Below are 23,852 nucleotides of genomic sequence, written 5' to 3' on the forward strand. Positions count from 1 at the left end.
ACGCCACCTGGCGTAGGGTGGCCTCTGCACCATTATCGAGGCCACTATGCATACCTTATCGACGCTCTTTCCCGCCGTCTTCCCGGCGCTAGCCCTGTCCCACTTTGTCGCTCTGCTCAGTCCGGGCCCTGATTTTTTTCTGCTGGTCGGCTACGCCGTGCGCTACCGGATCCGCGGCAGCATCGGATTGTGTCTCGGCATCGCCGCAGGCAATGCGCTGTATATTGTGCTCGCCATCGTCGGCTGGGGGCTTCTGCGCCAGGCGCCGCTGCTTTTTTTGCTCATCGAGCTGCTGGGGGCGGGCTATTTATTGTGGATTGGCAGCCTGCTGATACGCAGCCGTCCCGCGACGCTGGCGATGGAGAGCGTTCGCGCAGCGCGTCCGGGGTTCGGCAGGCAGCTGCTGCTAGGGCTGGGGTCATCGCTGCTCAACCCCAAAAACGCCCTGTTTTATCTGGCGCTGATGACTTCCCTGCTCGGGGCGGCTGTGACCCTGCTTCAGCAAACGGTGAGCGGGCTGTGGATGGTCAGCGTGGTGTTCTTCTGGGATTTACTGCTGGTGAGCGCGATTGCGCTGCCACAGATACAGCGCCGCCTGGGCGCCATCGTCTGGCGAGTCGAGCGGGCGGCGGGGGCGATCCTGATGCTCTTCGGCCTGGGGATTATCTGGCGATTTTTGCACGACCTCGCCGTCAGGCTATATGCTTAAGCATATGGAAAAACTCGCTGAACTGAAACGCGCCAAACTGCTGGCGCTGTCGCTGCTGCTGATTGCAGCCGCCATTTTTATCACTACCCTCGCGCTACCACCGTCGCCCTGGGTCGGTGCGCTAAAAGCTATTTCCGAAGCGGCGATGGTCGGGGCGCTGGCCGACTGGTTTGCGGTCGTGGCTCTGTTTCGCCGTATTCCGCTGCCCTTTGTCGCCCGCCATACGGCGATTATTCCGCGCAATAAAGACCGCATCGCCGACAACCTCGGCCGCTTTGTCGAGGAAAAGTTCCTTGATACCCCGTCGCTGGTCGCGCTGATCCGCCGCTATCAGCCAGCCCTGATGCTCGGCAACTGGTTCAGCCAGCCGGAGAACGCCCGGCGGGTCGGCCAGCACCTGCTGCAGGTGATGAGCGGTTTTCTCGAACTGACCGATGACGCGCGCATTCAACGTCTGCTGCGACGCGCGGTGCATAAGGCTATCGATAAGGTCGACCTGACGCAGACCAGCGCCATGATGCTGGAGGGGCTGACCCGCGACAATCGCCATCAAAAGCTGCTCGATTCGCTGATAAACCAACTGATTGCCCTGCTGCAGCGCGACAGCTCCCGCGCCTTTATCGCCCGCGGCATCGTACACTGGCTGGAGACCGAACACCCGCTGAAGGCCAAACTCCTACCCACCGAGTGGCTCGGCGAGCACAGCGCTGAGATGGTCACCGACGCGGTGAATACCCTGCTGGACGAGGTGACTCACGACCGTACGCATCAGATCCGTCAGACTTTTGACCGCGCCGTGCAAAAGCTTATCGATAACCTGAAATCCGACCCGGATATGGCGCAGAAGGCCGATAACATCAAAGCCTGGCTAAAAAATGATGAGACCTTTAACCACTATCTTGGCGAAGTATGGGGCGACCTGCGCGGCTGGGTAAAAAACGATATCAGCAGCGACGACTCACGTATTAAGCAGCGTATCGCCGAGGCGGGGCAGTGGTTCGGTGAAACCTTACTCCGCGACGACGCGCTGCGCGAATCGCTTAACGAACACCTGGAGCAGGCGGCGCACCGGGTGGCGCCGGAGTTCGCCGCCTTCCTCACCCGCCATATCAGCGACACAGTGAAGAGCTGGGACGCCCGCGATATGTCGCGGCAGATCGAGCTCAATATCGGTAAAGATCTGCAGTTCATCCGCATCAACGGTACCCTGGTGGGGGGAACCATCGGCCTGTTGTTGTGGCTGCTCTCGCAGATCCCCTCGCTGCTGCATCTGCATATTGGTTAGCAATGATACTATCCGAACAATAGCGCTGATAAATATTCCACAGGGAGGGCGAGATGATGCACAGGATTTCCCACTGGCTGAGCCGACACGCCGCCGCGCTGTTCTTCCCGGCGGCGTTAATTCTATATGATTTTTCCGCTTATCTCACTACCGATCTGATCCAGCCGGGGATCCTGCACGTGGTGCGGGATTTCAATGCTGATGTGGCGCTGGCTCCGGCCTCGGTGAGCCTGTATATGGCCGGCGGCATGGCGCTACAGTGGCTGCTGGGGCCGCTCTCTGACCGGATAGGACGGCGTCCGGTGCTGCTCACCGGCGCGCTGATTTTCACCCTCGCATGCCTGGCGACCCTATTCACCACCTCCATGACGCAGTTCCTGATTGCCCGCTTCGTGCAGGGCACCAGCATCTGCTTTATAGCCACCGTCGGCTACGTCACCGTACAAGAGGCCTTTGAGGAAAAAAGATCGATCAGACTGATGGCTGTGATCACCTCCGTCGTGCTGGTGGCGCCGATCGTCGGTCCGCTCTCCGGCGCGGCGCTGATGCATTTCATTCACTGGAAAGCGCTGTTCGGCATTATCGCCGCCATGGGATTGGTGGCCTGGCTCGGCCTGCTGTTGACCATGCCGGAGACGGTGCGCCGCGGCGATGTGCCGTTCAGCCCCGTGGGCGTGCTGCGCGATTTTCGCAACGTCTTTCGCAACCGCATCTTTTTACTCGGCGCCGCCACGCTGTCGCTGAGCTATATTCCGCTGATGAACTGGGTGGCGGTATCGCCGGTGATTTTAATGGACGCCGGCGGACTGACCACCAGCGAGTTCGCCTGGAGCCAGGTGCCGGTCTTCAGCGCCGTTATCATCGCCAACCTGTCGGTGGCGCGCTGGGTAAAAGACCCCACCCGCCCGCGCTTTGTCCTCAGCGCGGTGCCGGTACAGATGCTCGGCCTGGCCATCCTGATCGTTGGCAATCTGGTATGGCCCCACGTCTGGCTGTGGTCGGTGCTCGGCACCTGCTTCTACGCCTTCGGCATCGGGCTGATTTTCCCGACGCTGTTTCGCTTTACCCTCTTTTCCAACGACCTGCCGAAAGGCACGGTCTCCGCCTCGCTGAATATCGTGATCCTCAGCGTCAGCGCGTTATCAATTGAAGGCGCGCGCTGGCTGTGGTTCCATGGCGGCAGACTCCCCTTCCACCTGTTGGCGGTGGCCGCCGGGATTGTCGCCGCCTGCTGCCTGGCCGGACTGTTACGCCACCAGCGCGGACAAGCGGTGATCGAAGCCCGGCAGTCGTGAGCCCTTTTACGGAGAAAGCCCCATCATGAATGACATTGAACTCAGCCAGGCGCAGCGCGACCTGCTGCGCGACAGGCTCAGCAAGTACTGCGCAGAGACCTTCGACCTCGAACTGGAGCAGTTTGACGCCGAATTTTTCGTCGACTTTATCGCCAAAGAGCTGGGGCCGCTGTTTTACAACGCCGGTATCGAAGAGGCCATCCGCACCCATCAGGCATGGAGCGAGCGTATCCAGGAAGAGATGGATTTGAAAAAGGTCTATTAACACCGCGTACAGACGCAGGAGATCAATAAAACCCTGCATACACCATGGCTATAATGGCGACTCTTTCAGCATCTCCCGTGTACGGGGAAGGAAAACCATGTCGCTTATCACCGATCTACCCGCCATTTTTGACCAGTTCTCAGAAGCTCGCCAGAAGGGCTTTCTCACCGTCATGGATCTTAAAGAGCAGAACGTACCGCTGGTGGGCACTTACTGCACCTTTATGCCCCAGGAGATCGCCATGGCGGCGGGCGCCGTTGTCGTCTCGCTGTGCTCAACCTCCGATGAAACCATCGAGGAAGCGGAAAAAGATCTCCCGCGCAACCTCTGCCCGCTTATCAAAAGCAGCTACGGCTTCGGCAAAACCGATAAATGTCCCTACTTCTATTTCTCTGACCTGGTGGTTGGGGAAACCACCTGCGACGGCAAAAAGAAAATGTATGAGTACATGGCCGAGTTCAAGGCGGTCCACGTCATGCAGTTGCCGAACAGCGCCAGCGATGCCGCCTCGCGCGCACTGTGGAAAACGGAGATCCTGCGCCTGCAGCAGGTGATTGAGGCCCGATTTGGCACGCCGATTAGCGAGGCGGCGCTGCGCGAAGCCATCGTGTTGAAAAATCGCGAGCGCCGGGCGCTGGCCCACTTTTATCGTCTCGGGCAGCTCAATCCGCCGGCGCTCAGCGGCGGCGACATCCTGAAAGTGGTGTACGGCGCCACTTTTCGTTTCGACAAAACCGCCCTGATTGATGAACTGCATGCCATGGCGGAGCGCATCCATCAGGAGTGGCAGCAGGGTAAACGGCTGGAACCTCGTCCGCGGATCCTGATCACCGGCTGCCCGATCGGCGGCGCGGCGGAAAAAGTGGTCCGCGCCATCGAGGAAAACGGAGGCTGGGTGGTCGGCTATGAGAACTGCACCGGCGCGAAAGCGACCGAGCGCTGCGTGGCGGAAGAGGGTGACGTCTACGACGCCTTAACCGATAAATATCTCGCCATCGGCTGCTCCTGTATCTCCCCCAACGACCAGCGTCTGCAGCTGCTGAGCCAGATGGTGGAGGAGTATCAGGCCGACGGGGTGATCGACGTCATTTTGCAGGCCTGCCATACCTATGCCGTGGAATCGCTGGCGATTAAACGCCATCTGCGCCAACAGCACGATCTTCCTTACATGGCGATTGAAACCGACTATTCGACAGCGGACCTCGGCCAGCTCAGCACCCGCGTCGCCGCCTTTATCGAAATGCTGTAAGGAGCTGGCGTGAACTATACGGTTGGCATTGATTCCGGCTCCACCGCCACAAAAGGCATCCTGCTGGCGGACGGCGTCATCGTGCGCCGCTTCCTCTGCCCCACCCCCTTTCGCCCCGCCGACGCCATCCACGAGGCCTGGGAGACACTGCGCGCTGGCCTCACGGAGACGCCTTTTTTAACCCTCACCGGCTATGGCCGCCAGCTGGTGGATTTTGCCGATAAGCAGGTGACGGAGATCTCTTGTCACGGCCTCGGCGCCCGCCTGCTGGCGCCGGACACCCGCACGGTGATTGATATCGGCGGCCAGGACAGCAAAGTTATCCAGCTGGACGCCGGGGGCAACCTCAGCGACTTCCTGATGAATGACAAATGCGCCGCCGGCACCGGCCGCTTTCTGGAAGTCATTTCACGCACCCTCGGCGCCAGCGTCGAACAACTGGACGCCATTACCGACGGCGTGGAACCGCACGCCATTACCAGTATGTGCACGGTGTTTGCCGAATCGGAGGTCATTAGCCTGCGGTCGGCCGGCGTCGCGCCGGAGGCGATTCTGGCCGGGGTGATTAACGCCATGGCCCGGCGCAGCGCGAACTTTATTGGCCGCTTATCGGCGCAGGGGCCGCTGCTGTTTACCGGCGGCGTCAGCCACTGCGCCGCCTTTGCCCGGATGCTGGAAAGCCATGTCGGCATGGCGGTGACAACCCATCCCGACGCCCAGTTTGCCGGGGCGATCGGCGCGGCGCTGATCGGCCAGCGCCAGCGGAGGCGCGGATGACAACGTTTCTGTTTTTATTTCACTCCACGGTGGGGGTGGTTCGGATGCGCAAAGCCATGCAGGCGGCGGGAGTAGCCTTCGAGGTCAAAGATATACCCCGCCAGCTGCGCAGCGGCTGCGGGCTGTGCATCCTGCTGGAGGGGACGGAAGCCGATGCGCGAGGCTGGATCGTCCCGGAACAGACGGCGGCGCTGTATCAGCAGAACGGGGAAGCATGGCGCTGTCTCGCCACCTTCCCACCTGCAGGTTAATCGCTCACCACAAAACGCGTCGCCGCGAAACAGTTCAGCAGGCGGTGCATGAGAAAAACCAGGGTCAGCGTCACCACCAGCGAGACCGTCACCGAGGTGATGCGGTACAGATCGCTGAACACCAGATCCTGATACGGATGTAAATTCTGGCCGAACATAATGCCGATGGTAGTGATGCTGGCGAAGCCCACCCCGGCGCCCACTTTCTCCATCACGTGTAGGCGGGCGCTGAAGGCCAGCCCGAGACCAATCAGCGGCATCATCAGGATCATGTGGTTGCTGAAATCATAGATAATCAGCTGCACCACCAGTATATAGAGACAGGCCAGCACCACCCCGACGACGCGCCAGATCGAGCTGATCACCGCCCCACGATAGTGCATCGGGAACAGGATCAGGATCCCGGCCATCAGCGCCGACAGCGAGTCGCTGAGATCGCAGATCTGAAACACCACAAAGATGATCGTCGCTACCGTACCGGAGAGCAGCGACTCATGACGGATGCGGGCGGCGTCTTTCTCAATCCGCGGCGGCGGCTTGCGCGGTTCGACGTCCGGGATCAGGTAATGCAGCAGCGCGCTCAGCGCCACGGCCATCACGCAGGCTTCCATATTGGAGAACATCAGGGTGTGCCAGTTGCTGGTGGGATAGCTCATAAAGTTGAGCATCGTGCTCTGGCACACCACCCCCATTGATCCCAACAGGAACAGCGGTCCCTGGCTCATAAAGCGGAAACGCATCACGTACAGGGCAAACACCACCAGGGTCATGATCACCGGCCACTGCGACAAATAGCCGACAATTAGCACCATTTCGACACAGTTTACCGCCGCGCTAAATATAAACTGGCGGGCGACGTGCAGGTTGAACATCGGTACCAGCGACATCAGCATCAGCGGATAAACGACGAAAAATACGCCGTACTGTACGTCGTAGAAGGTGGAGATGCTGAGCGCAATGGTCCCGGCCACGGCGATACGCACCGTCTGGCGAAAATCATTCGCCGTGTAGACGATATTGCCGTGCGGGGTAAAGACATGCGCCAGGGTATTAATAGACATAGTGCAACCAGCTCACCAGGTGGATCTGCAGGCCGGCGAAGGTGCGGGCAAAAGGTCCCTCGCTATTGTACAGCTGCACCGTAGCGCGGGCGCCGGTCGGCAGCGGTTTGTCCAGCGGCTGATCCAGCGCGACGTGAATGCGCATCCGCTGGGCGTCGCGCACCCAGCGGGTGGACTGCTCCGGCTGCGACAGCTGGCCGTTCACCGCCTCCTGTCCCGCCAGAATCCCGGCGTCGCTGCTGGTCACGTGCGCCGGGAAGACTTGACCCGGCAGGGCGTCAAAGACCACCGCCGCATCGGTATTCACCGCGGTGTGGCGCAGGCTTTTTTCGCGGAAGTCGGCGACGATGTCAGTGTTGTTGTTAACCAGCGCCAGCACAGCCGTCGCCGCGGTGGCGTAGATCCCCGGGTTCAGCTGCAGGTTGCTGACCATGCCGTCAGTTTCCGCACGCACTTTGGTCCAGGCCAGGTTCAGCTGCGCCTCCTCCAGCGCGTTGCGGTATTTCTGCAGGGTGACGTTGCGCTTATCGTCGCGCTCGCCGCGCTGGATCAGCAGGTTCTGGATCTGCGCGTTCAGCGCCGAGACCGACTGCTCGCTGGTCTGCCAGGTGGTTCGCACCTTATCGAGGTCGGACTGCGAGACGTTCTGCATCGTACTCAAGCGCTGGTAGCGATCGAGCGTGACCTTATCGTTACGCGCGGTGTACTGCGCAGTGCGCAGGTTGGCGCGGGCGGCGGCGATTTGCGCGTCCAGCTGCTGGTTGCTCAGTTTCGCCTGCTCGAGGGCGATCTGCGCCGCTTCAACTTTATTAATGAATGGCGTTGGGTCGAGCTCATACAGCAGGTCGCCCTTTTTCACCTGGCTGTTGTTGTGCACGTAGACGTGCGAGACATAGCCGGAGACCCGCGACGAAACCGGGGTCACCACGCGCATGACGGTGGAGTCCGGCGTCAGCGGGATCCAGATATCGGCAACGATAAACCAGGCGAATATTCCCAGAAAAGCGGCAATACTCACCCGTACCCAGCGGGCAAATTTTTGTTCAGGCGTCATCATAGTGTGTTAGATCTTGTTATCTTCTTCGCGGATATTCCGCAAACGGCAGGCGATTTGATTTAACGTGGCGCTGAAGGTAGCGAGATCGGCCTCCGGGATGGTCTGGGTTACGCGCTCCTGATAGGTCTCGATCACGCAGCTCAGTTTTTCCAGAATAGCCCGCCCCTCAGCGGTCAGCGTCAGCAGGCGAATGCGTTTGTCATATGGCGATGTGGAACGCACCAGATAGCCCTGCTTTTCCAGTAATGAGAGGGTGCGCATTAGCGGCGGCAGTTCAATGCCCTGCACCTCCGCCAGTTCGCTGACCGAGACGTTGTCTCCCAGCTGATGCAGTTGCATCAGCACCGTCCAGCTGGACTGGGTGAGTCCGGTATCGGTGATAGCGGAGTCAATAATGGCGCGCCACTGGCGCACCACCATAGCCATCCGCATCCCCAGCGGGCGGCGGGCAAACAGTTCGTCTTCAGTCACGGGGCTTCCTCTCATTATTGAGAAGAAAATAATACTTATCAGGGTAAGTATCAAGAAACGGAAGGTCGTGCCGCATCAATTGATAAATTTCGTGAATGTATCCCGGCGGCACTTTGCGCTCACCGGGATAATGAAGAAGGTTTGCCTGTAAAAAACCGCACGTTTTAATTGATCTGGTCCCGACGCAGGCCGATATCTTTCAGCTGTTCGTCGCTCATTTGCTGCAAAACTCTGCGCGTTTGCTCCTGAAGCCACCATTTTTTGATAAACCGCACCAGCAGTACGAAACCGATAAATGGCTGTCTTGCCCTGTTCTCGTGAAATTCCATCCTCTACCTCCTCACCTTGCCAGAGGCTTTATCTTCACGGATTTGGGGGTAAGGAATACAGATTCACAAAACGCTTTTCTTTAACATACAGATTAGCTAAAACGTACACCAGAGCCCAATTTTTACGCCCATCTGTACTGGTTATTCCATCTGTATGGCGGCAATTAAGGATACAGCATGACCCGCTACCAACATCTCGCTACGCTGCTGGCCGAACGCATCGAACAGGGCCTGTATCGCCATGGCGAAAAGCTGCCGTCGGTGCGCAGCCTGAGCCAGGAGCACGGCGTCAGCATCAGCACCGTCCAGCAGGCCTATCAGCTGCTTGAGCAGCAGCAGATGATTGTGCCGCAGCCGCGATCGGGCTATTTCGTCGCCCCGCGCAAAGCCCAGCCGCCGGTGCCGCCGATGTCGCGTCCGGTCCAGCGCCCGGTGGAGATAACCCAGTGGGATCAGGTGCTGACCATGCTTGACGCCCGCTACGATAAATCGATCATCCCCTTCGGCGGCGGCTCGCCGGACGTGACGCAGCCAAGCCTGAAGCCCATCTGGCGTGAACTGAGCCGGGCTATCCAGCACAACCTCACTGAGGTGTTGAACTATGACGAACTGGCCGGGCGTCGCGAGCTACGGGAGCAGATCGCCCGCCTGATGCTCGACGGCGGATCGGTGGTAACTGCCGACGATCTGGTGCTCACCAGCGGCTGCCACAGCGCGCTGTCGCTGGCCCTGCTGTCGGTGTGCCAGCCAGGGGACATCATCGCCGTGGAATCCCCCTGCTACTACGGCACCATGCAGATGCTGCGCGGGCTGGGATTAAAGACGATTGAGATCCCCACCGATCCGGAAACCGGGATCAGCATCGAGGCCCTGGAGCTGGCGCTGGATCAGTGGCCGATCAAAGGGGTGATCCTCGTGCCAAACTGCAATAACCCGCTGGGCTTTATCATGCCGGACGCCCGCAAGCGCGCGGTGCTGAACCTTGCCCAACGCTACGATATCGTTATTTTCGAGGATGATATTTACGGCGAGCTGGCCACCGAATACCCGCGCCCGCGCACGATCCACTCCTGGGATATCGACGGCCGGGTGATGCTCTGCAGCTCCTTTACCAAAACCATCGCCCCCGGGCTGCGTATCGGCTGGATCGCCCCCGGGCGCTACTACGACAAGCTGCTACAGATGAAGTACGCCGCCAGCGGGACCAACGTCCCCTCCACTCAGCTGGCGGCCTGCAATTTTATTCGCGAAGGCCACTACCACCGCCACGTGCGGCGGATGCGGCAGATCTATCAGCGCAATATCGAGATCTACACCTGCTGGCTGCGGGAATTTTTCCCCTGCGGGATCTGCGTCACCCGGCCGAAGGGCGGTTTTATGCTGTGGGTTGAGCTCCCGGAGCAGGTAGATATGGTCTGCGTCGCCAAGCAGCTGTGCCGGCTGAAGATCCAGGTCGCGCCGGGCTCGCTGTTTTCGGCAGCGGGCAAGTATCGCAACTGCGTCAGGATCAACTGCGCCCTGCCGCCGACCGAAAAACATAAAGCGGTGATGGTGAAGCTGGGAGAAGCGGTGAAGGTGGCGATGGAGTGAATTTAACCTGTTCTCCCCGGTGGCGCTGCGCTTACCGGGGCTACGGGTGATCTAACGTCTGCGTAGCAGCTTCACTGTTCAAAAAACACCATCCCCTTATACGGCTGCTCGCGGCAGGCGGCCAGCCGCTGGGCGAGACTGCCGACGTGCAGCTCCAGCTTATGGCCATCGGGATCGAGGAAATAGTGCGAGGCACCTTCGCTACGGTTCAGCTTCCAGACCGCCACGCCGGCAGCCTCAAGGCGGGCGGCGAAGCTAGCAAAATCGGCTTCGCTAATACTAAACGCATAATGGGTGTAGTCGCTCTCTTCCGGCGGAGTAACGCGCCGCTGCGGATCCAGCGACAGGCACAGCCACAAATCGCCGCAGGAGAGATAAGCCCCGCTGTCCCAGCGGGCATGCAGCGTCATGCCCAGCAGCTGCTGATAAAACGCCACGCTCGGCGCCAGCTGGCTGACTGCCAGGGTCAGGTGATTCAGTCCACTCAGCATGTCTGTTCCTCCAGTGAATTCACAATGAACTGACGCAGCCATTGATGCGCCGGGTCGCGGTGCCAGCGCTCGTGCCACAGCATCAGCATCTCAAAGCCGGCGACCGCCAGCGGCGGCTCGACGACCACCAGCCCGCTCTGCCCGCGCACCAGCCGCTCCGGCAGGACCGCCACCAGATCGCTATTGCGCAGGGTCTCCAGCATAAACAGGAAATGTGGCACGGAAAGGACAACCCGCCGCATCAGTCCGAGGTTCGCCAGCGCGATATCGGTCGCCGCGCTGAAGCCGCCCCCGTCCGGGGAGACGATCACGTGCTCCAGCTGACAGAACGTTTCCAGGCTAAGCCCAGGCCGCAGCGCCGAATGTTCCGCCCGGCCAGCCAGCACGTAGCGTTCGCGAAACAGCAGGCGCTGATGCAGCCCCGGCGGCGCGCCCTCGCGGGTATGAAAGAAAAGATCTACTGTATCGCTGGCCGCCTGCTGCTCCAGCCGCGCCGGCTGCAGTTCGAATACCGCCAGCCGACTGCCGGGAGAGGCCTGGCGTAACCCAGCCAGCATCGGCAGGAGGATCGCCGAGGCCATATAGTCCGTCGCCGCCACCCGCCAGGTCTCCGCCGCCGTGGCCGGATCAAAAGGGCTGACCGGCGCCACCGCCTGCTCCAGCGCGGCTAATGCGGCGCGCAGCGGCTGGCGAAGCTCATCGGCGCGGGCGGTGGGCTGCATGCCGCGCGGGCCCGGCATCAGCAGCGGATCGGCGAAAATCTCCCGCAGCCTGGCGAGCTGAATACTTACCGAGGGCTGCGACAGATTCAGCCGCTGCGCCGCCCGGGTAACGTTGTTTTCGCTAAGCAGCACATCCAGGGTGCGCAACAGATTGAGATCCAGACGCTGTAAATTAATCACGACTATACCGGGAATTTAAGTAATTAATTTCTACTATAGCGTCAGCTTTCCTACTCTGCAGCTCTCCATACGCCAGAGGTGATATTATGAAAGTACTGCTGATTTACGCCCATCCGGAACCGCGCTCGCTCAATGGCGCGCTGAAAAATTTCGCCGTCCGCCATCTGCAGCAGGCCGGGCATGAAGTGCAAGTCTCCGATCTCTACGCCATGCGCTGGAAGGCCGGGTATGACGCCGACGACAGCGGCGCCCCGCCGGTCGGCGAGTTCTGGCGGCCGACCCTCGATTCCAAACAGGCCTTTGCCCAGGGCACCCAAAGTGCGGATATCGCAGCCGAGCAGGAAAAGCTGCTGTGGGCCGATACGGTGATTTTCCAGTTCCCGCTATGGTGGTTCTCGATGCCCGCCATCATGAAGGGCTGGATCGACAGGGTGTACGCCTGGGGCTTTGCCTATGGCGTCGGCGAGCACAGCGACCGCCACTGGGGGGATCGCTACGGGGAAGGCACTTTCGTCGGCAAGCGGGCGATGCTGATCGTCACCGCCGGCGGCTGGGCGGAACACTATTCACCGCGCGGGATCAATGGCCCCATCGACGACATCCTGTTCCCCATTCAGCACGGTATGCTGTTCTACCCCGGCTTTGAGGTGCTTCCGCCGCTGGTGTTCTACCGCACGGATAAAACCGATGCCGGGCAGTTCGCCGATCAGTGCGCCGCCCTGGCCGAGCGGCTGGACACGCTGTGGCAAACCGAGCCCATTCCATTCCGCCGCCAGAATCATGGCGATTATCTGATCCCGTCGCTGACGCTGCGCCCGGAGCTGGCGCCAGGGCAAAGCGGCCTGGCGGTGCATTTGCGTAGCGAATAACTGGCTATCCCGTCTTCGCCCCCGAGGACGGGTCATTTACCCGGCTCTCTCCAGTCCCAGCATGCCTCGCGCCTGGATAAAGCACAGCAGCAATACGCCCCACAGCGCCATCGTCAGATAGGGGCTGATACCGAGGATATTGAACCCACTCTCAATAATCTGCAGCAGGAACAGCGCGAGCACCATCCCAACGATGCGCCCGCTACCGCCATCCGGATTCACGCCGCCAAGCACCGCCGCGAGGATCGACACCAGCAAATACGATTCCCCATAAGATGCTTTGGCTGAGTTCAGCTTCGACATCATCAGAAACGCAGCCACCGCGCAGAGCAGGGCCGAGATGACATATACCCACATCAACACCCGCCGGGTATTGATCCCGGAATAATGGGTCGCCCGTTCGTTGGATCCGATCAACATGATCGCCCGACCCAGCGGGCTTTTCTCCAGCAGCACCCACAGCCCGGCCGCCACCACCGCAAAAAGCCACATTGGCAGCGGAATACCGAACCACTGGGCGTGATTCAGCCACAGCACCCACTGCGGATAGTTAGCGATGGCGCTGCCGCCGGTGATCAGAATATTTATCCCTTTGAGCAGGGTCATCATGCCAAGGGTAGCCAGGATCGGCGAAACGCGGATCCCGGCGATCAATATCCCGTTGCACAGGCCAATGATCATCGCCGCCCCTCCGCCGGCCAGCAGCGTCGCCAGCGCGGTAGCGCCCCCAGGCGGATAGCTCGTCGCCACCCAGGCCATCACCAGCGAGCAGGCGTTAGCCGTCGCGATAATTGACAAATTAATGCCGCCGCAAAGCATAGTCATGGCCATCGCCAGCGCCAGGATCCCCAGCACCGGCATTTGCGAGGCAATCGACTGGAAATTGCTGACAGACCAGAAGATGTTTGGCATGGCGATGCTAAAGGCGATAACCATCAGCAGCAGCAGGCCGATCAGGTAAAACTCAACGTTGTTGCGCCACGATTTTTTCATAACAAGCTCCGGTTCTGATGCTGGCTCCATGCCGTTACGCTGATGCTGACGACGATGATCGCCCCAGTGATCAGGGTCTGCCAGTAGGAGGAGACCCCTAGCAGGTTCAGGCCGTTCTGCATCACCGCCAGTAAAATCACCCCCAGCAGCGTACCGGTGAGAGTTCCGCGCCCGCCAATCAGGCTGGTGCCGCCCAGCACCACCGCCGCCAGCACCGTCAGCTCATAGCCCAGCAGTGAATCCGGCGCAACGGTCATCACTGTCCACGCCTGCACGACACCTGCGGCCCCCGACATTAGCCCCATATAGCCATAAACGAACAGCTGCAGGCGGAGCACGCTGAAGCCGACGCGGCTGGCGGATTCCCGGTTGCCGCCCATGGCATAGATCTTGCGGCCAACGGTAGTGAAATTCATGATAAACGCGGTCAACAGCACCACGACGATCATCGTCAGCAGCGGCAGCCCCAGGCCGTAATCGTAACCATCGGCATCGGTATATTTGAACAGCATAACCCCCTTTTCAAACCACGGAGGGAAGTCGTAGAGCCAGACACCTTTGCTTAACCACAGCAGCAAACCGTAGAAAATGTTGAGCGTAGAAATGGTGATAATGATCGAGGGGACCCGCAGACGATTAACCAACAGCGCGTTCACCAGCCCCAGCAGCACGCCGATGCCGCCGGCAAGCACAAAAGCCACCGCGAAGTTGCCGCCTACTTTTTGCAGCATCACCACCATGCCGTACTGGGCGATAATGGTCATAGCCGGGAAGGAGATATCAATCCCGCCGGCGATCAGCACCACGAACAGACCACAGGCGAGAATGGTCAGCATCGCATAGTTATTAGCGAGGTCGTAAAGATTGCCGAAAGTGAAAAATTCCTCACTGCGCCAGCCCAGCAGCAGGCACAGCGCAATAATGAACATGCCTAACCAGAATTCATGTCGTTTCAACAGATTAGCCATTGACCACCTCCGCTATCTGCTGCTGGGTACTGCTGTCCGGCAGGAAGCTATGGGTCAACTCGCCCTGCTTCATCACCAGGATGCGATGACTCTGGTACCACGCCTCTTCAATCTCGTCGCAAATCATCAGCACGGCGATACCATGGGCAGCCAAATCGCTGATGATATGATAGATCCCGGCTTTGTTTGCGATATCCACCCCCACGGTTGGGCTATCGAGGATCAGCAGCTTAGGAGAGATCGCCAGCCATTTGGCGATAGAAACGCGCTGGGCATTACCACCGGAGAGGGTATTCACCGGCAGATGCGTATCCGGCGCCTTAATGGTCAACGCGTTGACCATTCTTGCGACCAGCTGCTGAGCTTTACTATCACTCAATAGTCCGCAAGCGCCTTTCACTTTATGAAACACGGTGCTGATAATGTTGTTTTCAATCGACTGACTCATCACCAGGCCGCGCGACATACGGTCCTCGGAGACATAGCCGATACCGTGGCGGATAGCGTCCTGATTGCTACGCAACCGCACCGGCTGGCCATTTATCAGGATCTCGCCGCTGTCAGGGCGGGTCATGCCGAAAAGGCTCAGGCACAGCTCTGTTCGCCCGGCGCCCAACAGGCCGACTATCGACACCACTTCTCCGGCTTCGACCTTCAGGGAGACGTTATGATATTCCCCTTTGCGGCTGAGATTGCGCACCTCCAGCACCGGCGTACTGCCCTGCCCCTGCCACAGATCGCGCACCTGATAGTCAAACTCCTGGCCCGTCATCAGAAAACCGAGCCGGCGGGTGGTTACCTCTGCCGCCGGCAAGGTGCCGACCAGATTGCCATCCTTCAGCACGCTGATGCGGTCCGATACGGCCATGACCTCTTCCAGACGGTGGCTTACGAAGACGATGCAGATCCCCCTCTCACGCAGCTGGCGCACCACATGCAATAGTCCCTCCACTTCCTGATGGGTCAATGAGGCCGTGGGTTCATCCATAATGATAAGCCGGGCATCCTGCGCCAGCGCGCGGCAGATAGCCACCAGCTGACAGCGAGCGATGGAGAGCGATTCCACGGCGGCATCCAGCGGCAGCGAGACGTTAATACTGCGCATCGCCTGCTCCGCACTGCGTCGCAGTTCGCTGCGCCTCACCAGTACGCCGCGATGATAGTGGTTTATAGCAATGTTCTCCCACACGCTGAGATTGGGAAACAGCGACAGATCCTGATAAATCACCTGGATCCCATGGGCGACAGAGGCCGCTGGCGTCAGTTTGGGCCACGTCTTGCCGCCCAGCGTCATCGCTGCGCCCACATCCGGGCGATAGACGCCAGAGATAATTTTGATCAACGTCGACTTCCCGCAACCGTTCTGCCCGGCCAGGCAGTGCACTTCTCCGGGCATAAAGTCGATGCTGATATCATTGAGCGCGCGGTTGGCGTGGAAGGTTTTGCTGACGTGTCGAAGGGAAAGGAAAGGTTCCATAGCATCCCCTGGCTGGTTAAGCCGGGGCGGCAGGCGCCCCGGAAGGTGGATTAGTAGAGCGAATCAATATTGTCTTTATTTACCAGCAGCACTTTATGGAAGCGGATAATATGCTTGTCGCTATCGACTTCCGCTTTACCGAGCTCTTTCAGTTCAAATCCCGGCTCAATGGTTTTGCCGTTCAGCAGGGTGCTGGCGACGGCCGCGAGGGCATAGCCGGCTGTCGCCGGATCGTAGGTGATCCCTTCGGTAATATCGCCGCTCTTAATAAGAGAAGCCGCCTGCGAGGGGATCATCATCCCGTAGACCGCGACTTTATTTTTCGCACGCTTCTCTTTCACCGCGCGCCCCGCGCCAATCGGGCCATTCGAACCAAAAGAGACCACCGCTTTCAGATCCGGGTAAGTTTTCATCAGATCGAGCGTGGTACGGCGGGAATCATCAACACTTTCCGCCACCGGCATTCGGCGGGTGACTTCATGCATGTCCGGGTAATGTTCTTTTTGGTATTTCACCAGCAGATCGGCCCACAGGTTGTGCTGCGGTACCGTAAGGCTACCGACATAGATAACGTAGCCGCCTTTGCCCCCCATCCGCTTGGCCATATGCTCCACGTATTCAGCAGCGAACTTCTCGTTATCGATGATCTCCACATCCCAGTTGGCGCTCGGCTGCCCGGGCGATTCGTTGGTCAGCACCACGATGCCGGCGTCACGGGCTTTTTTGAATACCGGCTCCAGCACGTTGGCATCGTTAGGCACGATAGTGATGGCATCCACTTTACGTGCAATCAGGTCCTCAATAATTTTCACCTGCTGCGGCGCATCGGTGCTGGACGGCCCTACCTGGGAGGCGTTGAGGTTAAACTCTTTCCCGGCCTGGACTACCCCTTCACCCATCCGGTTAAACCATGGCATGCCGTCCACTTTTGAAATATTGACTACGGTTTTTTCCGCCGCATATACCGGCGCGGAAATAAGCGCAGCCCCCAACAGCAATGATGAAAAAATATTAACGACCAGACGTTTATGCATAATAATTAGCCTCAATACGTTGTAGTCAGACAGGGGTATGACGCAAAGCGGAAAAATAGATAGAAATTGTAATAATGTTAATAATTTAGAAGAGAATAAACACAAGCTGTAACAGCAGACAGGTAATATTCAGCTATAAATATGGATAATAATACTATAATCCTGTGGCGTGAGCTTTTTCACAAAAAAAATGCAACATAGTTTGTTGTTCCAGAATAATGATCGGGTCGCAGAGAAAATATATTTTTCCCGCTTCGTTATTTACCGAAAAACAATCACATAAATAACATCAGGAAAAGTATGTGATTTTTGATTGCGCCTCCAGCCCCTTCCGTGGCAGGATACTCCCTATGAACAGAAACGTTATCGTTACCTATCCCCGCCGTTGGTGGCTGCCTGCATAACAGGCGGCACGATACACGTTTCCATTTTCAAAGCCGCCGGAAGGCGGCTTTGGTGTTTTCAGGACGTCTTTCGGCTGAACAGTCTGATAAGGAGTCCCTGATGAACCATCCACAAACCATCCTCACCGGCGACCGCCCGACCGGCCAACTTCATCTTGGCCACTACGTCGGCTCGCTGCGCCAGCGCGTCGCGCTGCAGCATAACCACCAGCAATTTATCCTGATCGCCGACCTGCAAGGGCTCACGGACAACGGCAGCAATCCGCAAAAAATCAGCCACCATATCCTCGAAGTCATGGCCGATTATCTGGCCGTCGGCATCGACCCCAGGCTCACCACTATTTGCCTGCAGTCCGCCCTGCCGGCGCTGGCGGAGCTCAGCGCGCTGTATATGAATATCGTCACCGTCGCCCGCGTAGAACGTAATCCGACGGTCAAAAATGAGATTGCCCAGAAGGGATTCGCCCGCTCGCTACCGGTGGGTTTTCTTGCCTATCCGATTAGCCAGGCGGCCGATATCACCGCGTTCAAGGCCGAACTGGTGCCGGTGGGCGACGATCAGCTACCGATGATTGAGCAGACCAACGAGATCGTCCACAAGATGAATAGCCTCACCGGCGAGCCGGTGCTGCGCCACTGCAAGGCGCTACTCAGCGAAGTGAGTCGCCTGCCGGGCGTCGATGGCAACGCCAAAATGTCGAAATCGCTGGGCAATACGCTGACGTTATCGGCCACAGAGGAGGAGATCCACCACGCGGTCAGCGCGATGTATACCGACCCGACGCACCTGAGAGTCAGCGATCCGGGGCATGTCGAGGGCAACGTGGTGTTTACCTATCTCGATGCATTCCACAGCGATAAGGTGCGGGTGGCAGAGATGAAAGCCCACTATCAGCGCGGCGGGCTGGGCGATCGCCAGTGTAAGAATGAGCTGGAAACCTGCCTGCAGACGCTACTGGCGCCGATCCGCGAACGCAGGGCCACTTTTATTCAGGATAAAGGGATGCTGCTGGAGCTGCTGCGCCAGGGCAGCGAACGCGCCCACCACCTCACACAGCAGACGCTGCATGAGGTGAAGCGTGGGCTGGGTCTGCCTGTGCTGTTCTGAGATGGTGAAATACTCCCTGTGCGGATAATTTTGTTAACACGCCGACAAGACCCTGTCTTTCGTATGGACAATATCGCCCCGGCTGTTACTATCGCGTTAACGGTAGCTCTCACTATGCGTGTTTCATTAAGGCCAGGATCGCTGATGATGACCACATAAGTAGCCCAGCGAGCGGCTGCGCATCGGCGCGGCAGAGCGCGGCGTCAGCGGCCCTCCCTCCACTTTTTCGTCCTTCGCAAGAAGGACGCTCCGCCCGCCGGAGGAAACACGCGCACCACTCAGCACAGGGAATCAAGCGAGTCGCGTATGGACAAAATAAAGAAACGTTGGGCAGGGTATTTTGTCGGCTTACTGGTGGTGCTCGCCGCCGCCGCATGGTGGCTGCTGCGCCCGCCGGGACTCCCGGCGGGGTTTGCCAGCAGCAACGGCCGAATCGAAGCCACCGAAGTTGATATTGCCAGTAAAATCGCCGGGCGTATCGACACCATTCTGGTCAAAGAGGGTCAGTTCGTGCACCAGGGAGAGGTGCTGGCGAGAATGGATACCCGGGTACTGAACGAGCAGCGTCTTGAAGCCGCCGCGCAAATCAAGGAAGCGGAAAGCGCGGTCCTGGCCGCCAGAGCCTTGCTCGATCAGCGACAAAGTGAAATGCGTGCCAGCGAAGCGGTAGTGAAGCAGCGCCAGGCGGAGCTGGATTCCACGGCGAAACGCCATGTTCGCTCCAACACCCTCTCCCAGCGTGGCGCCGTCTCCGCCCAGCAGCTGGATGACGATCGCGCGGCCGCAGAGAGCGCCCGCGCGGCGCTGGAATCGGCGAAAGCCCAGGTCTCCGCCGCCCGCGCCGCCATCGAAGCTGCCCGCACCAGCATTATTCAGGCGCAAACCCGCGTCGAAGCCGCCCAGGCGACCGAGCGGCGGATCCTCGCCGATATTGACGATAGCGAGCTGAAAGCCCCCCGCGATGGCCGCATTCAGTATCGCGTCGCTGAGCCAGGCGAAGTCCTGGCCGCCGGTGGCCGGGTACTGAACATGGTCGATCTCGCCGATGTCTATATGACCTTTTTTCTGCCCACCGAACAGGCAGGTCTGCTGGCGCTCGGCAGCGAAGCGCGCTTGGTCCTTGATGCCGCGCCGGATCTGGTGATCCCGGCCAATATCAGCTTTGTCGCCAGCGTCGCCCAGTTCACGCCGAAAACGGTCGAGACCAGCGACGAGCGCCTGAAGCTAATGTTCCGCGTCAAAGCGCGTATCCCGCCGGAGCTGCTGGCGCAACACCTGGAGTATGTCAAAACCGGCCTGCCCGGTATGGCTTACGTACGGCTGGATAAACAACAACCCTGGCCTGAAGCCCTGGCGGTGAGGTTGCCGCAATGAAACTAACGCCGCAGGATACCTCGCCCCCCGTCGCCCTGCTGGAACATGTTGGTCAGCAGTTTGGCGCCACCATCGCGCTGCGCGATATCAGTCTGGCGATCCCGGCACGGCGTATGGTTGGCCTGATTGGCCCGGACGGCGTCGGCAAATCGAGCCTGCTTTCGCTGATCGCCGGGGCGCGGACCATCGAGCAGGGGAACGTGATGGTGCTTGGCGGCGATATGCGCGATGTGCATCACCGCCGCGAGGTGTGTCCGAAAATCGCGTGGATGCCGCAGGGGCTGGGGAAAAACCTCTATCACACTCTCTCGGTGTATGAAAACGTCGACTTCTTCGCCCGCCTGTTCGGCCACGATAAAGCCGAGCGCGAACTGCGCATCAACGAGCTGCTGCAGAGTACCGGGCTGGCGCCGTTTCGCGATCGCCCCGCCGGAAAACTCTCCGGAGGGATGAAGCAAAAGCTCGGCCTGTGCTGCGCGCTGATCCACGATCCGCAGCTGCTGATCCTTGATGAACCGACCACTGGCGTCGATCCCCTCTCCCGGGCGCAATTCTGGGAGCTTATCGACAGTATTCGCCAGCGCCAGCCGGCGATGAGCGTGCTGGTGGCCACCGCCTACATGGAAGAGGCCGAGCGATTTGACTGGCTGGTGGCGATGAACGCCGGCGAGGTGCTGGCGACCGGCAGCGCCGCAGAGCTCAAAGCCCAGACCGGCAGCCAGACCCTGGAGCAGGCGTTTATCGCCCTGCTGCCAGAAGCACAGCGTCAGGCGCATAGGGCGGTAGTTATCCCACCGCGCGACAGCCGTGAGGAAGAGATCGCCATCGAAGCGCGCGGCCTGACCATGCGCTTTGGCAACTTTGTTGCCGTCGACCACGTTAATTTCCGCATCGCCCGCGGTGAAATCTTCGGCTTCCTCGGCTCCAACGGCTGCGGCAAATCCACCACCATGAAGATGCTCACCGGCCTGCTGCCCGCCAGCGAAGGTGAAGCCTGGCTGTTCGGCCAGCCGGTCGACCCGAAGGATATCGCCACCCGCCAGCGGGTGGGCTATATGTCGCAGGCCTTCTCGCTCTATAGCGAACTGACCGTCCGGCAAAACCTCGAGCTGCACGCCCGCCTGTTCCATATTCCGGACGGCGAAATCCCCGGCCGGGTGGCGGAAATGTGCGAGCGCTTTATGCTGACCGAGGTTGAAGACGCGCTTCCCGCCGATCTGCCGCTGGGGATCCGTCAGCGCCTGTCGTTAGCGGTGGCGGTCATCCATCGCCCGGAGATGCTGATCCTCGACGAGCCGACCTCCGGCGTCGACCCGGTGGCGCGGGATATGTTCTGGCAGCTGATGGTAGACCTCGCGCGGCAGGATCAAGTGACCATTTTTATCTCCACCCACTTTATGAATGAGGCGGAACGCTGCGATCGTATCTCCCTGATGCACGCCGGCAAAGTGCTGGCCAGCGATACGCCGCAGGCGCTGGTCGAGCAGCGCGGTTCAAACAGCCTGGAAGAGGCGTTTATCGCCTGGCTTAAAGAGGCCCAGCCGTCCTCTCCAGTACCAGAAGAACCCACGTCTGCTGTGGCATCGTATTCCCGACACACGACTCCACGGCAGGCCTTCAGTCTTCGCCGGCTGTTTAGCTATAGCCGCCGCGAGGCGCTGGAGCTGCGCCGCGATCCGGTACGATCGACGCTGGCGCTGCTGGGGACGGTGATCCTGATGTTTATCATGGGGTATGGGATCAGCATGGACGTTGAGGATCTGCGCTTTGCCGTCCTCGACCGCGATCAAACCCTCAGCAGCCAGGGCTGGTCGCAGAATCTCGCTGGCTCACGCTACTTTATCGAACAGGCGCCGCTGCACAGCTATGACGAACTGGACCGCCGGATGCGCGACGGCGAGCTGGCGGTGGCGATAGAGATCCCGCCGAACTTTGGCCGCGATATCGCCCGCGGCACGCCGGTGCAAATCGGCGTGTGGGTGGACGGCGCGATGCCCAACCGCGCGGAAACCGTGCGCGGCTACGTACAGGCGATGCATCTGGCCTGGCTGCAGGAGATGGCCGGCCGCCAGAGCAGCCCGCGGCGCGATACCTCGCTCATCTCCATCGAGACCCGCTATCGCTACAATCCAGATGTGAAGAGCCTGCCGGCCATCGTCCCGGCGGTGATCCCGCTGCTGCTGATGATGATCCCGGCGATGCTCAGCGCCCTGAGCGTAGTGCGTGAGAAAGAGCTCGGATCGATTATCAACTTGTACGTGACGCCAACCACCCGCAGCGAATTCCTGCTCGGCAAGCAGCTGCCTTACATCGTACTGGGGATGTTTAACTTCTTCCTGCTGTGCGCGCTGTCGGTCTTTGTCTTTGGCGTCGCGCATAAGGGGAGTTTCCTGACGCTGACCCTGGCGGCGCTGCTGTATGTCACCATCGCCACTGGTCTGGGGCTGCTGATCTCAACCTTTATGAAGAGCCAAATCGCCGCTATTTTCGGTACCGCGATTATTACGCTGATCCCGGCAACCCAGTTTTCCGGAATGATCGATCCGGTGGCCTCGCTGGAAGGTCCCGGGCGCTGGATTGGGCAAATCTACCCGACCAGCCACTTCCTGACTATCGCCCGCGGGACCTTTTCGAAAGCGCTGAATATTAGCGATTTGTGGGGCTCATTCATTCCGCTACTGATTGCGGTGCCGCTGGTGCTCGGGTTGAGCGTGCTGCTGCTGAAGAAACAGGAGGGATGATGCGCGGATTACGCAATATTTATAATCTTGGCGTCAAAGAACTGCGCAGCCTGCTCGGTGATAAAGCTATGCTGGCGCTGATCGTGTTTGCGTTTACCGTGTCGGTGTACTCCTCGGCCACGGTGATGCCCGGTTCGCTGCACCTGGCGCCGATCGCGGTTGCTGATATGGATAAATCCCAGCTCTCCTCACGCATTATTAACGCTTTTTACCGTCCCTGGTTTCTTGAGCCGGAGCTGATCACCGCTGATGAGATGGACGCCGGGCTGGATGCCGGGCGCTACACGTTCGCCATCAACATCCCGCCTAACTTCCAGCGCGATGTACTGGCCGATCGGCAGCCGGAAATCCAGGTCAACGTCGACGCCACGCGCATGAGTCAGGCCTTTACCGGCAACGGTTACATCCAGAATATTATCACCGGCGAAGTAAACAGTTTTATCGCCCGCTATCGGGATAACAGCGTGCTGCCGGTAGAGCTGGCGGTCAGGATGCGTTTTAATCCTAACCTTGAGCAGGAGCGCTTTGGCGCGGTGATGGCGATCATCAACAATATCACCATGCTGGCCATTGTCCTCACCGGTTCGGCGCTGATCCGCGAGCGGGAACATGGCACCATTGAGCATCTGCTGGTGATGCCGATCACGCCGTTTGAAATTATGCTGGCCAAGATCTGGTCGATGGGCCTGGTGGTGCTGGTGGTCTCCGGGTTGTCACTGATACTGATGGTACAGGGGATTTTGCAGGTGCCCATTGAAGGGTCGATTCCCCTGTTTATGCTGGGGGTGGCGCTCAGCCTGTTCGCCACGACCTCGATCGGCATTTTTATGGGCACCCTCGCCCGCTCGATGCCGCAGCTGGGGCTGCTGATGATCCTGGTCTTACTGCCGCTGCAGATGCTCTCCGGCGGATCCACGCCGCGAGAAAGTATGCCGCAGCTGGTACAGGATATTATGTTGACCATGCCGACCACCCACTTCGTCAGCCTGGCGCAGGCGATATTGTATCGAGGCGCCAGCTTCGCCATCGTCTGGCCGCAGTTCTTAACCTTGCTGGCTATCGGCGGAGTGTTCTTTACTATCGCGTTGCTGCGTTTTCGTAAGACTATTGGTGAGATGGCATAAAGGCTTAAGAAGGGCCGTCGACTTACGG

23 protein-coding genes are annotated in these 23,852 nt (G+C 59.4%); 13 read left to right on the forward strand and 10 right to left on the reverse strand.

The genetic code is table 11. The features are described from left to right. Positions 1–46 precede the first annotated feature (46 nt). The 7 genes from KB892_RS22355 to KB892_RS22385 all read left to right on the forward strand — a co-directional run bounded on the left by KB892_RS22355 (position 47) and on the right by KB892_RS22385 (position 5,831). Complete coding sequence (locus KB892_RS22355) at positions 47–709, forward strand: LysE family translocator (protein WP_002887419.1); 663 nt, start codon at positions 47–49, stop codon at positions 707–709. After that, complete coding sequence (locus KB892_RS22360; RefSeq protein ID WP_004146918.1) at positions 702–1,994, forward strand: DUF445 domain-containing protein; 1,293 nt, start codon at positions 702–704, stop codon at positions 1,992–1,994. Before KB892_RS22355 ends, KB892_RS22360 begins: the two co-directional genes overlap by 8 nt. A gap of 53 nt (positions 1,995–2,047) precedes the next feature. Further along, entirely contained in the window at positions 2,048–3,289 is a 1,242-nt protein-coding gene (gene mdtM, locus KB892_RS22365) for a multidrug efflux MFS transporter MdtM (protein WP_002887417.1), read from the forward strand. A gap of 25 nt (positions 3,290–3,314) precedes the next feature. Continuing rightward, positions 3,315–3,554, forward strand: coding sequence for a DUF2164 domain-containing protein (locus tag KB892_RS22370; RefSeq protein ID WP_002887416.1), 240 nt, complete (start codon positions 3,315–3,317; stop codon positions 3,552–3,554). Positions 3,555–3,651: 97 nt separating this feature from the next. Next, positions 3,652–4,803 (forward strand): double-cubane-cluster-containing anaerobic reductase, encoded by a 1,152-nt coding sequence (locus tag KB892_RS22375; protein ID WP_002887414.1) that lies wholly within the window; start codon positions 3,652–3,654, stop codon positions 4,801–4,803. 9 nt (positions 4,804–4,812) lie between these two features. Continuing rightward, positions 4,813–5,580, forward strand: a complete 768-nt coding sequence (gene yjiL / locus KB892_RS22380) for a putative 2-hydroxyacyl-CoA dehydratase activator YjiL (protein ID WP_002887413.1) — start codon at positions 4,813–4,815, stop codon at positions 5,578–5,580. Continuing rightward, positions 5,577–5,831: a putative Se/S carrier protein gene (locus KB892_RS22385; protein WP_002887412.1), complete on the forward strand. Its 255-nt coding sequence runs from the start codon at positions 5,577–5,579 to the stop codon at positions 5,829–5,831. Before yjiL ends, KB892_RS22385 begins: the two co-directional genes overlap by 4 nt. On the opposite strand, the gene KB892_RS22390 is transcribed toward KB892_RS22385, so the two are convergent. The 4 genes from KB892_RS22390 to KB892_RS22405 form a co-directional block, all read right to left on the reverse strand. Further along, a complete protein-coding gene (locus tag KB892_RS22390) occupies positions 5,828–6,892 on the reverse strand; it encodes a DUF2955 domain-containing protein (protein ID WP_002887411.1) in 1,065 nt (354 codons plus the stop codon). The genes KB892_RS22385 and KB892_RS22390 overlap by 4 nt on opposite strands. After that, the gene (locus KB892_RS22395; RefSeq protein WP_002887394.1) at positions 6,882–7,949 is read right to left on the reverse strand and encodes an HlyD family secretion protein; all 1,068 of its coding nucleotides are present in this window, start codon (positions 7,947–7,949) and stop codon (positions 6,882–6,884) included. The genes KB892_RS22390 and KB892_RS22395 overlap by 11 nt, the downstream gene beginning before the upstream one ends. 6 nt (positions 7,950–7,955) lie before the next feature. Further along, positions 7,956–8,420: a MarR family winged helix-turn-helix transcriptional regulator gene (locus KB892_RS22400; RefSeq protein WP_004177547.1), complete on the reverse strand. Its 465-nt coding sequence runs from the start codon at positions 8,418–8,420 to the stop codon at positions 7,956–7,958. A 164-nt stretch (positions 8,421–8,584) separates the two neighbouring features. Continuing rightward, positions 8,585–8,749, reverse strand: coding sequence for a DUF1127 domain-containing protein (locus KB892_RS22405; RefSeq protein WP_002887388.1), 165 nt, complete (start codon positions 8,747–8,749; stop codon positions 8,585–8,587). Between the two features lie 177 nt (positions 8,750–8,926). Here KB892_RS22405 and KB892_RS22410 point away from each other — a divergent pair, with 177 nt between their 5' ends. Beyond that, a complete protein-coding gene (locus KB892_RS22410) occupies positions 8,927–10,339 on the forward strand; it encodes an aminotransferase-like domain-containing protein (protein ID WP_002887384.1) in 1,413 nt (470 codons plus the stop codon). Positions 10,340–10,410: 71 nt separating this feature from the next. Here the strand turns inward: KB892_RS22410 and fosA are convergent, their stop codons facing one another. Together fosA and KB892_RS22420 are read right to left on the reverse strand one after the other, a co-directional pair. After that, on the reverse strand, positions 10,411–10,830 hold the full coding sequence (gene fosA, locus KB892_RS22415) for a FosA5 family fosfomycin resistance glutathione transferase (RefSeq protein WP_002887377.1): 420 nt from the start codon (positions 10,828–10,830) through the stop codon (positions 10,411–10,413). Further along, positions 10,824–11,732 carry a LysR family transcriptional regulator gene (locus tag KB892_RS22420; protein WP_004178483.1) on the reverse strand — a complete coding sequence of 303 codons (909 nt, stop codon included), beginning with the start codon at positions 11,730–11,732 and terminating at the stop codon, positions 10,824–10,826. Before KB892_RS22420 ends, fosA begins: the two co-directional genes overlap by 7 nt. 86 nt (positions 11,733–11,818) lie before the next feature. Between KB892_RS22420 and KB892_RS22425 the strand changes: the two genes are divergently transcribed. After that, on the forward strand, positions 11,819–12,601 hold the full coding sequence (locus tag KB892_RS22425; protein WP_002887354.1) for an NAD(P)H-dependent oxidoreductase: 783 nt from the start codon (positions 11,819–11,821) through the stop codon (positions 12,599–12,601). 36 nt (positions 12,602–12,637) lie between these two features. On the opposite strand, the gene KB892_RS22430 is transcribed toward KB892_RS22425, so the two are convergent. From KB892_RS22430 to KB892_RS22445, 4 genes are read right to left on the reverse strand one after another with little or no spacing between them, the layout of a single operon-like run. Then, positions 12,638–13,594 carry an ABC transporter permease gene (locus tag KB892_RS22430; RefSeq protein ID WP_002887352.1) on the reverse strand — a complete coding sequence of 319 codons (957 nt, stop codon included), beginning with the start codon at positions 13,592–13,594 and terminating at the stop codon, positions 12,638–12,640. After that, positions 13,591–14,562 (reverse strand): ABC transporter permease, encoded by a 972-nt coding sequence (locus KB892_RS22435; RefSeq protein WP_002887351.1) that lies wholly within the window; start codon positions 14,560–14,562, stop codon positions 13,591–13,593. Before KB892_RS22435 ends, KB892_RS22430 begins: the two co-directional genes overlap by 4 nt. Beyond that, positions 14,555–16,039, reverse strand: a complete 1,485-nt coding sequence (locus tag KB892_RS22440) for a sugar ABC transporter ATP-binding protein (protein ID WP_002887350.1) — start codon at positions 16,037–16,039, stop codon at positions 14,555–14,557. The genes KB892_RS22435 and KB892_RS22440 overlap by 8 nt, the downstream gene beginning before the upstream one ends. Positions 16,040–16,089: 50 nt before the next feature. Next, the gene (locus tag KB892_RS22445; protein WP_002887349.1) at positions 16,090–17,073 is read right to left on the reverse strand and encodes an autoinducer 2 ABC transporter substrate-binding protein; all 984 of its coding nucleotides are present in this window, start codon (positions 17,071–17,073) and stop codon (positions 16,090–16,092) included. Between the two features lie 504 nt (positions 17,074–17,577). On the opposite strand from KB892_RS22445, the gene trpS reads away from it, so the two are divergent. From trpS to KB892_RS22465, 4 genes are all read left to right on the forward strand, one after another. Further along, positions 17,578–18,585 carry a tryptophan--tRNA ligase gene (gene trpS, locus KB892_RS22450; RefSeq protein ID WP_002887348.1) on the forward strand — a complete coding sequence of 336 codons (1,008 nt, stop codon included), beginning with the start codon at positions 17,578–17,580 and terminating at the stop codon, positions 18,583–18,585. 306 nt (positions 18,586–18,891) lie between these two features. Continuing rightward, positions 18,892–19,959 carry an HlyD family secretion protein gene (locus KB892_RS22455; RefSeq protein WP_004152412.1) on the forward strand — a complete coding sequence of 356 codons (1,068 nt, stop codon included), beginning with the start codon at positions 18,892–18,894 and terminating at the stop codon, positions 19,957–19,959. Continuing rightward, positions 19,956–22,700, forward strand: a complete 2,745-nt coding sequence (rbbA, locus tag KB892_RS22460) for a ribosome-associated ATPase/putative transporter RbbA (RefSeq protein WP_004152413.1) — start codon at positions 19,956–19,958, stop codon at positions 22,698–22,700. The genes KB892_RS22455 and rbbA overlap by 4 nt, the downstream gene beginning before the upstream one ends. Further along, complete coding sequence (locus KB892_RS22465; protein ID WP_002887327.1) at positions 22,700–23,824, forward strand: ABC transporter permease; 1,125 nt, start codon at positions 22,700–22,702, stop codon at positions 23,822–23,824. Before rbbA ends, KB892_RS22465 begins: the two co-directional genes overlap by 1 nt. Positions 23,825–23,852: the final 28 nt, after the last annotated feature.

Origin of the sequence: Klebsiella sp. P1927 (assembly GCF_018204675.1) — a bacterium.
GTDB classification, from domain to species: domain Bacteria; phylum Pseudomonadota; class Gammaproteobacteria; order Enterobacterales; family Enterobacteriaceae; genus Klebsiella; species Klebsiella pneumoniae.

Coding starts and splice junctions, on each gene's coding strand:
- KB892_RS22355 (WP_002887419.1), top strand. CDS start 47: ATGCATACCTTATCGACGCTCTTTCCCGCCGTCTTCCCGGCGCTAGCC.
- KB892_RS22360 (WP_004146918.1), top strand. CDS start 702: ATGCTTAAGCATATGGAAAAACTCGCTGAACTGAAACGCGCCAAACTG.
- mdtM (WP_002887417.1), top strand. CDS start 2,048: ATGATGCACAGGATTTCCCACTGGCTGAGCCGACACGCCGCCGCGCTG.
- KB892_RS22370 (WP_002887416.1), top strand. CDS start 3,315: ATGAATGACATTGAACTCAGCCAGGCGCAGCGCGACCTGCTGCGCGAC.
- KB892_RS22375 (WP_002887414.1), top strand. CDS start 3,652: ATGTCGCTTATCACCGATCTACCCGCCATTTTTGACCAGTTCTCAGAA.
- KB892_RS22385 (WP_002887412.1), top strand. CDS start 5,577: ATGACAACGTTTCTGTTTTTATTTCACTCCACGGTGGGGGTGGTTCGG.
- KB892_RS22390 (WP_002887411.1), bottom strand. CDS start 6,892: ATGTCTATTAATACCCTGGCGCATGTCTTTACCCCGCACGGCAATATC.
- KB892_RS22395 (WP_002887394.1), bottom strand. CDS start 7,949: ATGATGACGCCTGAACAAAAATTTGCCCGCTGGGTACGGGTGAGTATT.
- KB892_RS22405 (WP_002887388.1), bottom strand. CDS start 8,749: ATGGAATTTCACGAGAACAGGGCAAGACAGCCATTTATCGGTTTCGTA.
- KB892_RS22410 (WP_002887384.1), top strand. CDS start 8,927: ATGACCCGCTACCAACATCTCGCTACGCTGCTGGCCGAACGCATCGAA.
- fosA (WP_002887377.1), bottom strand. CDS start 10,830: ATGCTGAGTGGACTGAATCACCTGACCCTGGCAGTCAGCCAGCTGGCG.
- KB892_RS22425 (WP_002887354.1), top strand. CDS start 11,819: ATGAAAGTACTGCTGATTTACGCCCATCCGGAACCGCGCTCGCTCAAT.
- KB892_RS22430 (WP_002887352.1), bottom strand. CDS start 13,594: ATGAAAAAATCGTGGCGCAACAACGTTGAGTTTTACCTGATCGGCCTG.
- KB892_RS22435 (WP_002887351.1), bottom strand. CDS start 14,562: ATGGCTAATCTGTTGAAACGACATGAATTCTGGTTAGGCATGTTCATT.
- KB892_RS22440 (WP_002887350.1), bottom strand. CDS start 16,039: ATGGAACCTTTCCTTTCCCTTCGACACGTCAGCAAAACCTTCCACGCC.
- KB892_RS22445 (WP_002887349.1), bottom strand. CDS start 17,073: ATGCATAAACGTCTGGTCGTTAATATTTTTTCATCATTGCTGTTGGGG.
- trpS (WP_002887348.1), top strand. CDS start 17,578: ATGAACCATCCACAAACCATCCTCACCGGCGACCGCCCGACCGGCCAA.
- KB892_RS22455 (WP_004152412.1), top strand. CDS start 18,892: ATGGACAAAATAAAGAAACGTTGGGCAGGGTATTTTGTCGGCTTACTG.
- rbbA (WP_004152413.1), top strand. CDS start 19,956: ATGAAACTAACGCCGCAGGATACCTCGCCCCCCGTCGCCCTGCTGGAA.
- KB892_RS22465 (WP_002887327.1), top strand. CDS start 22,700: ATGCGCGGATTACGCAATATTTATAATCTTGGCGTCAAAGAACTGCGC.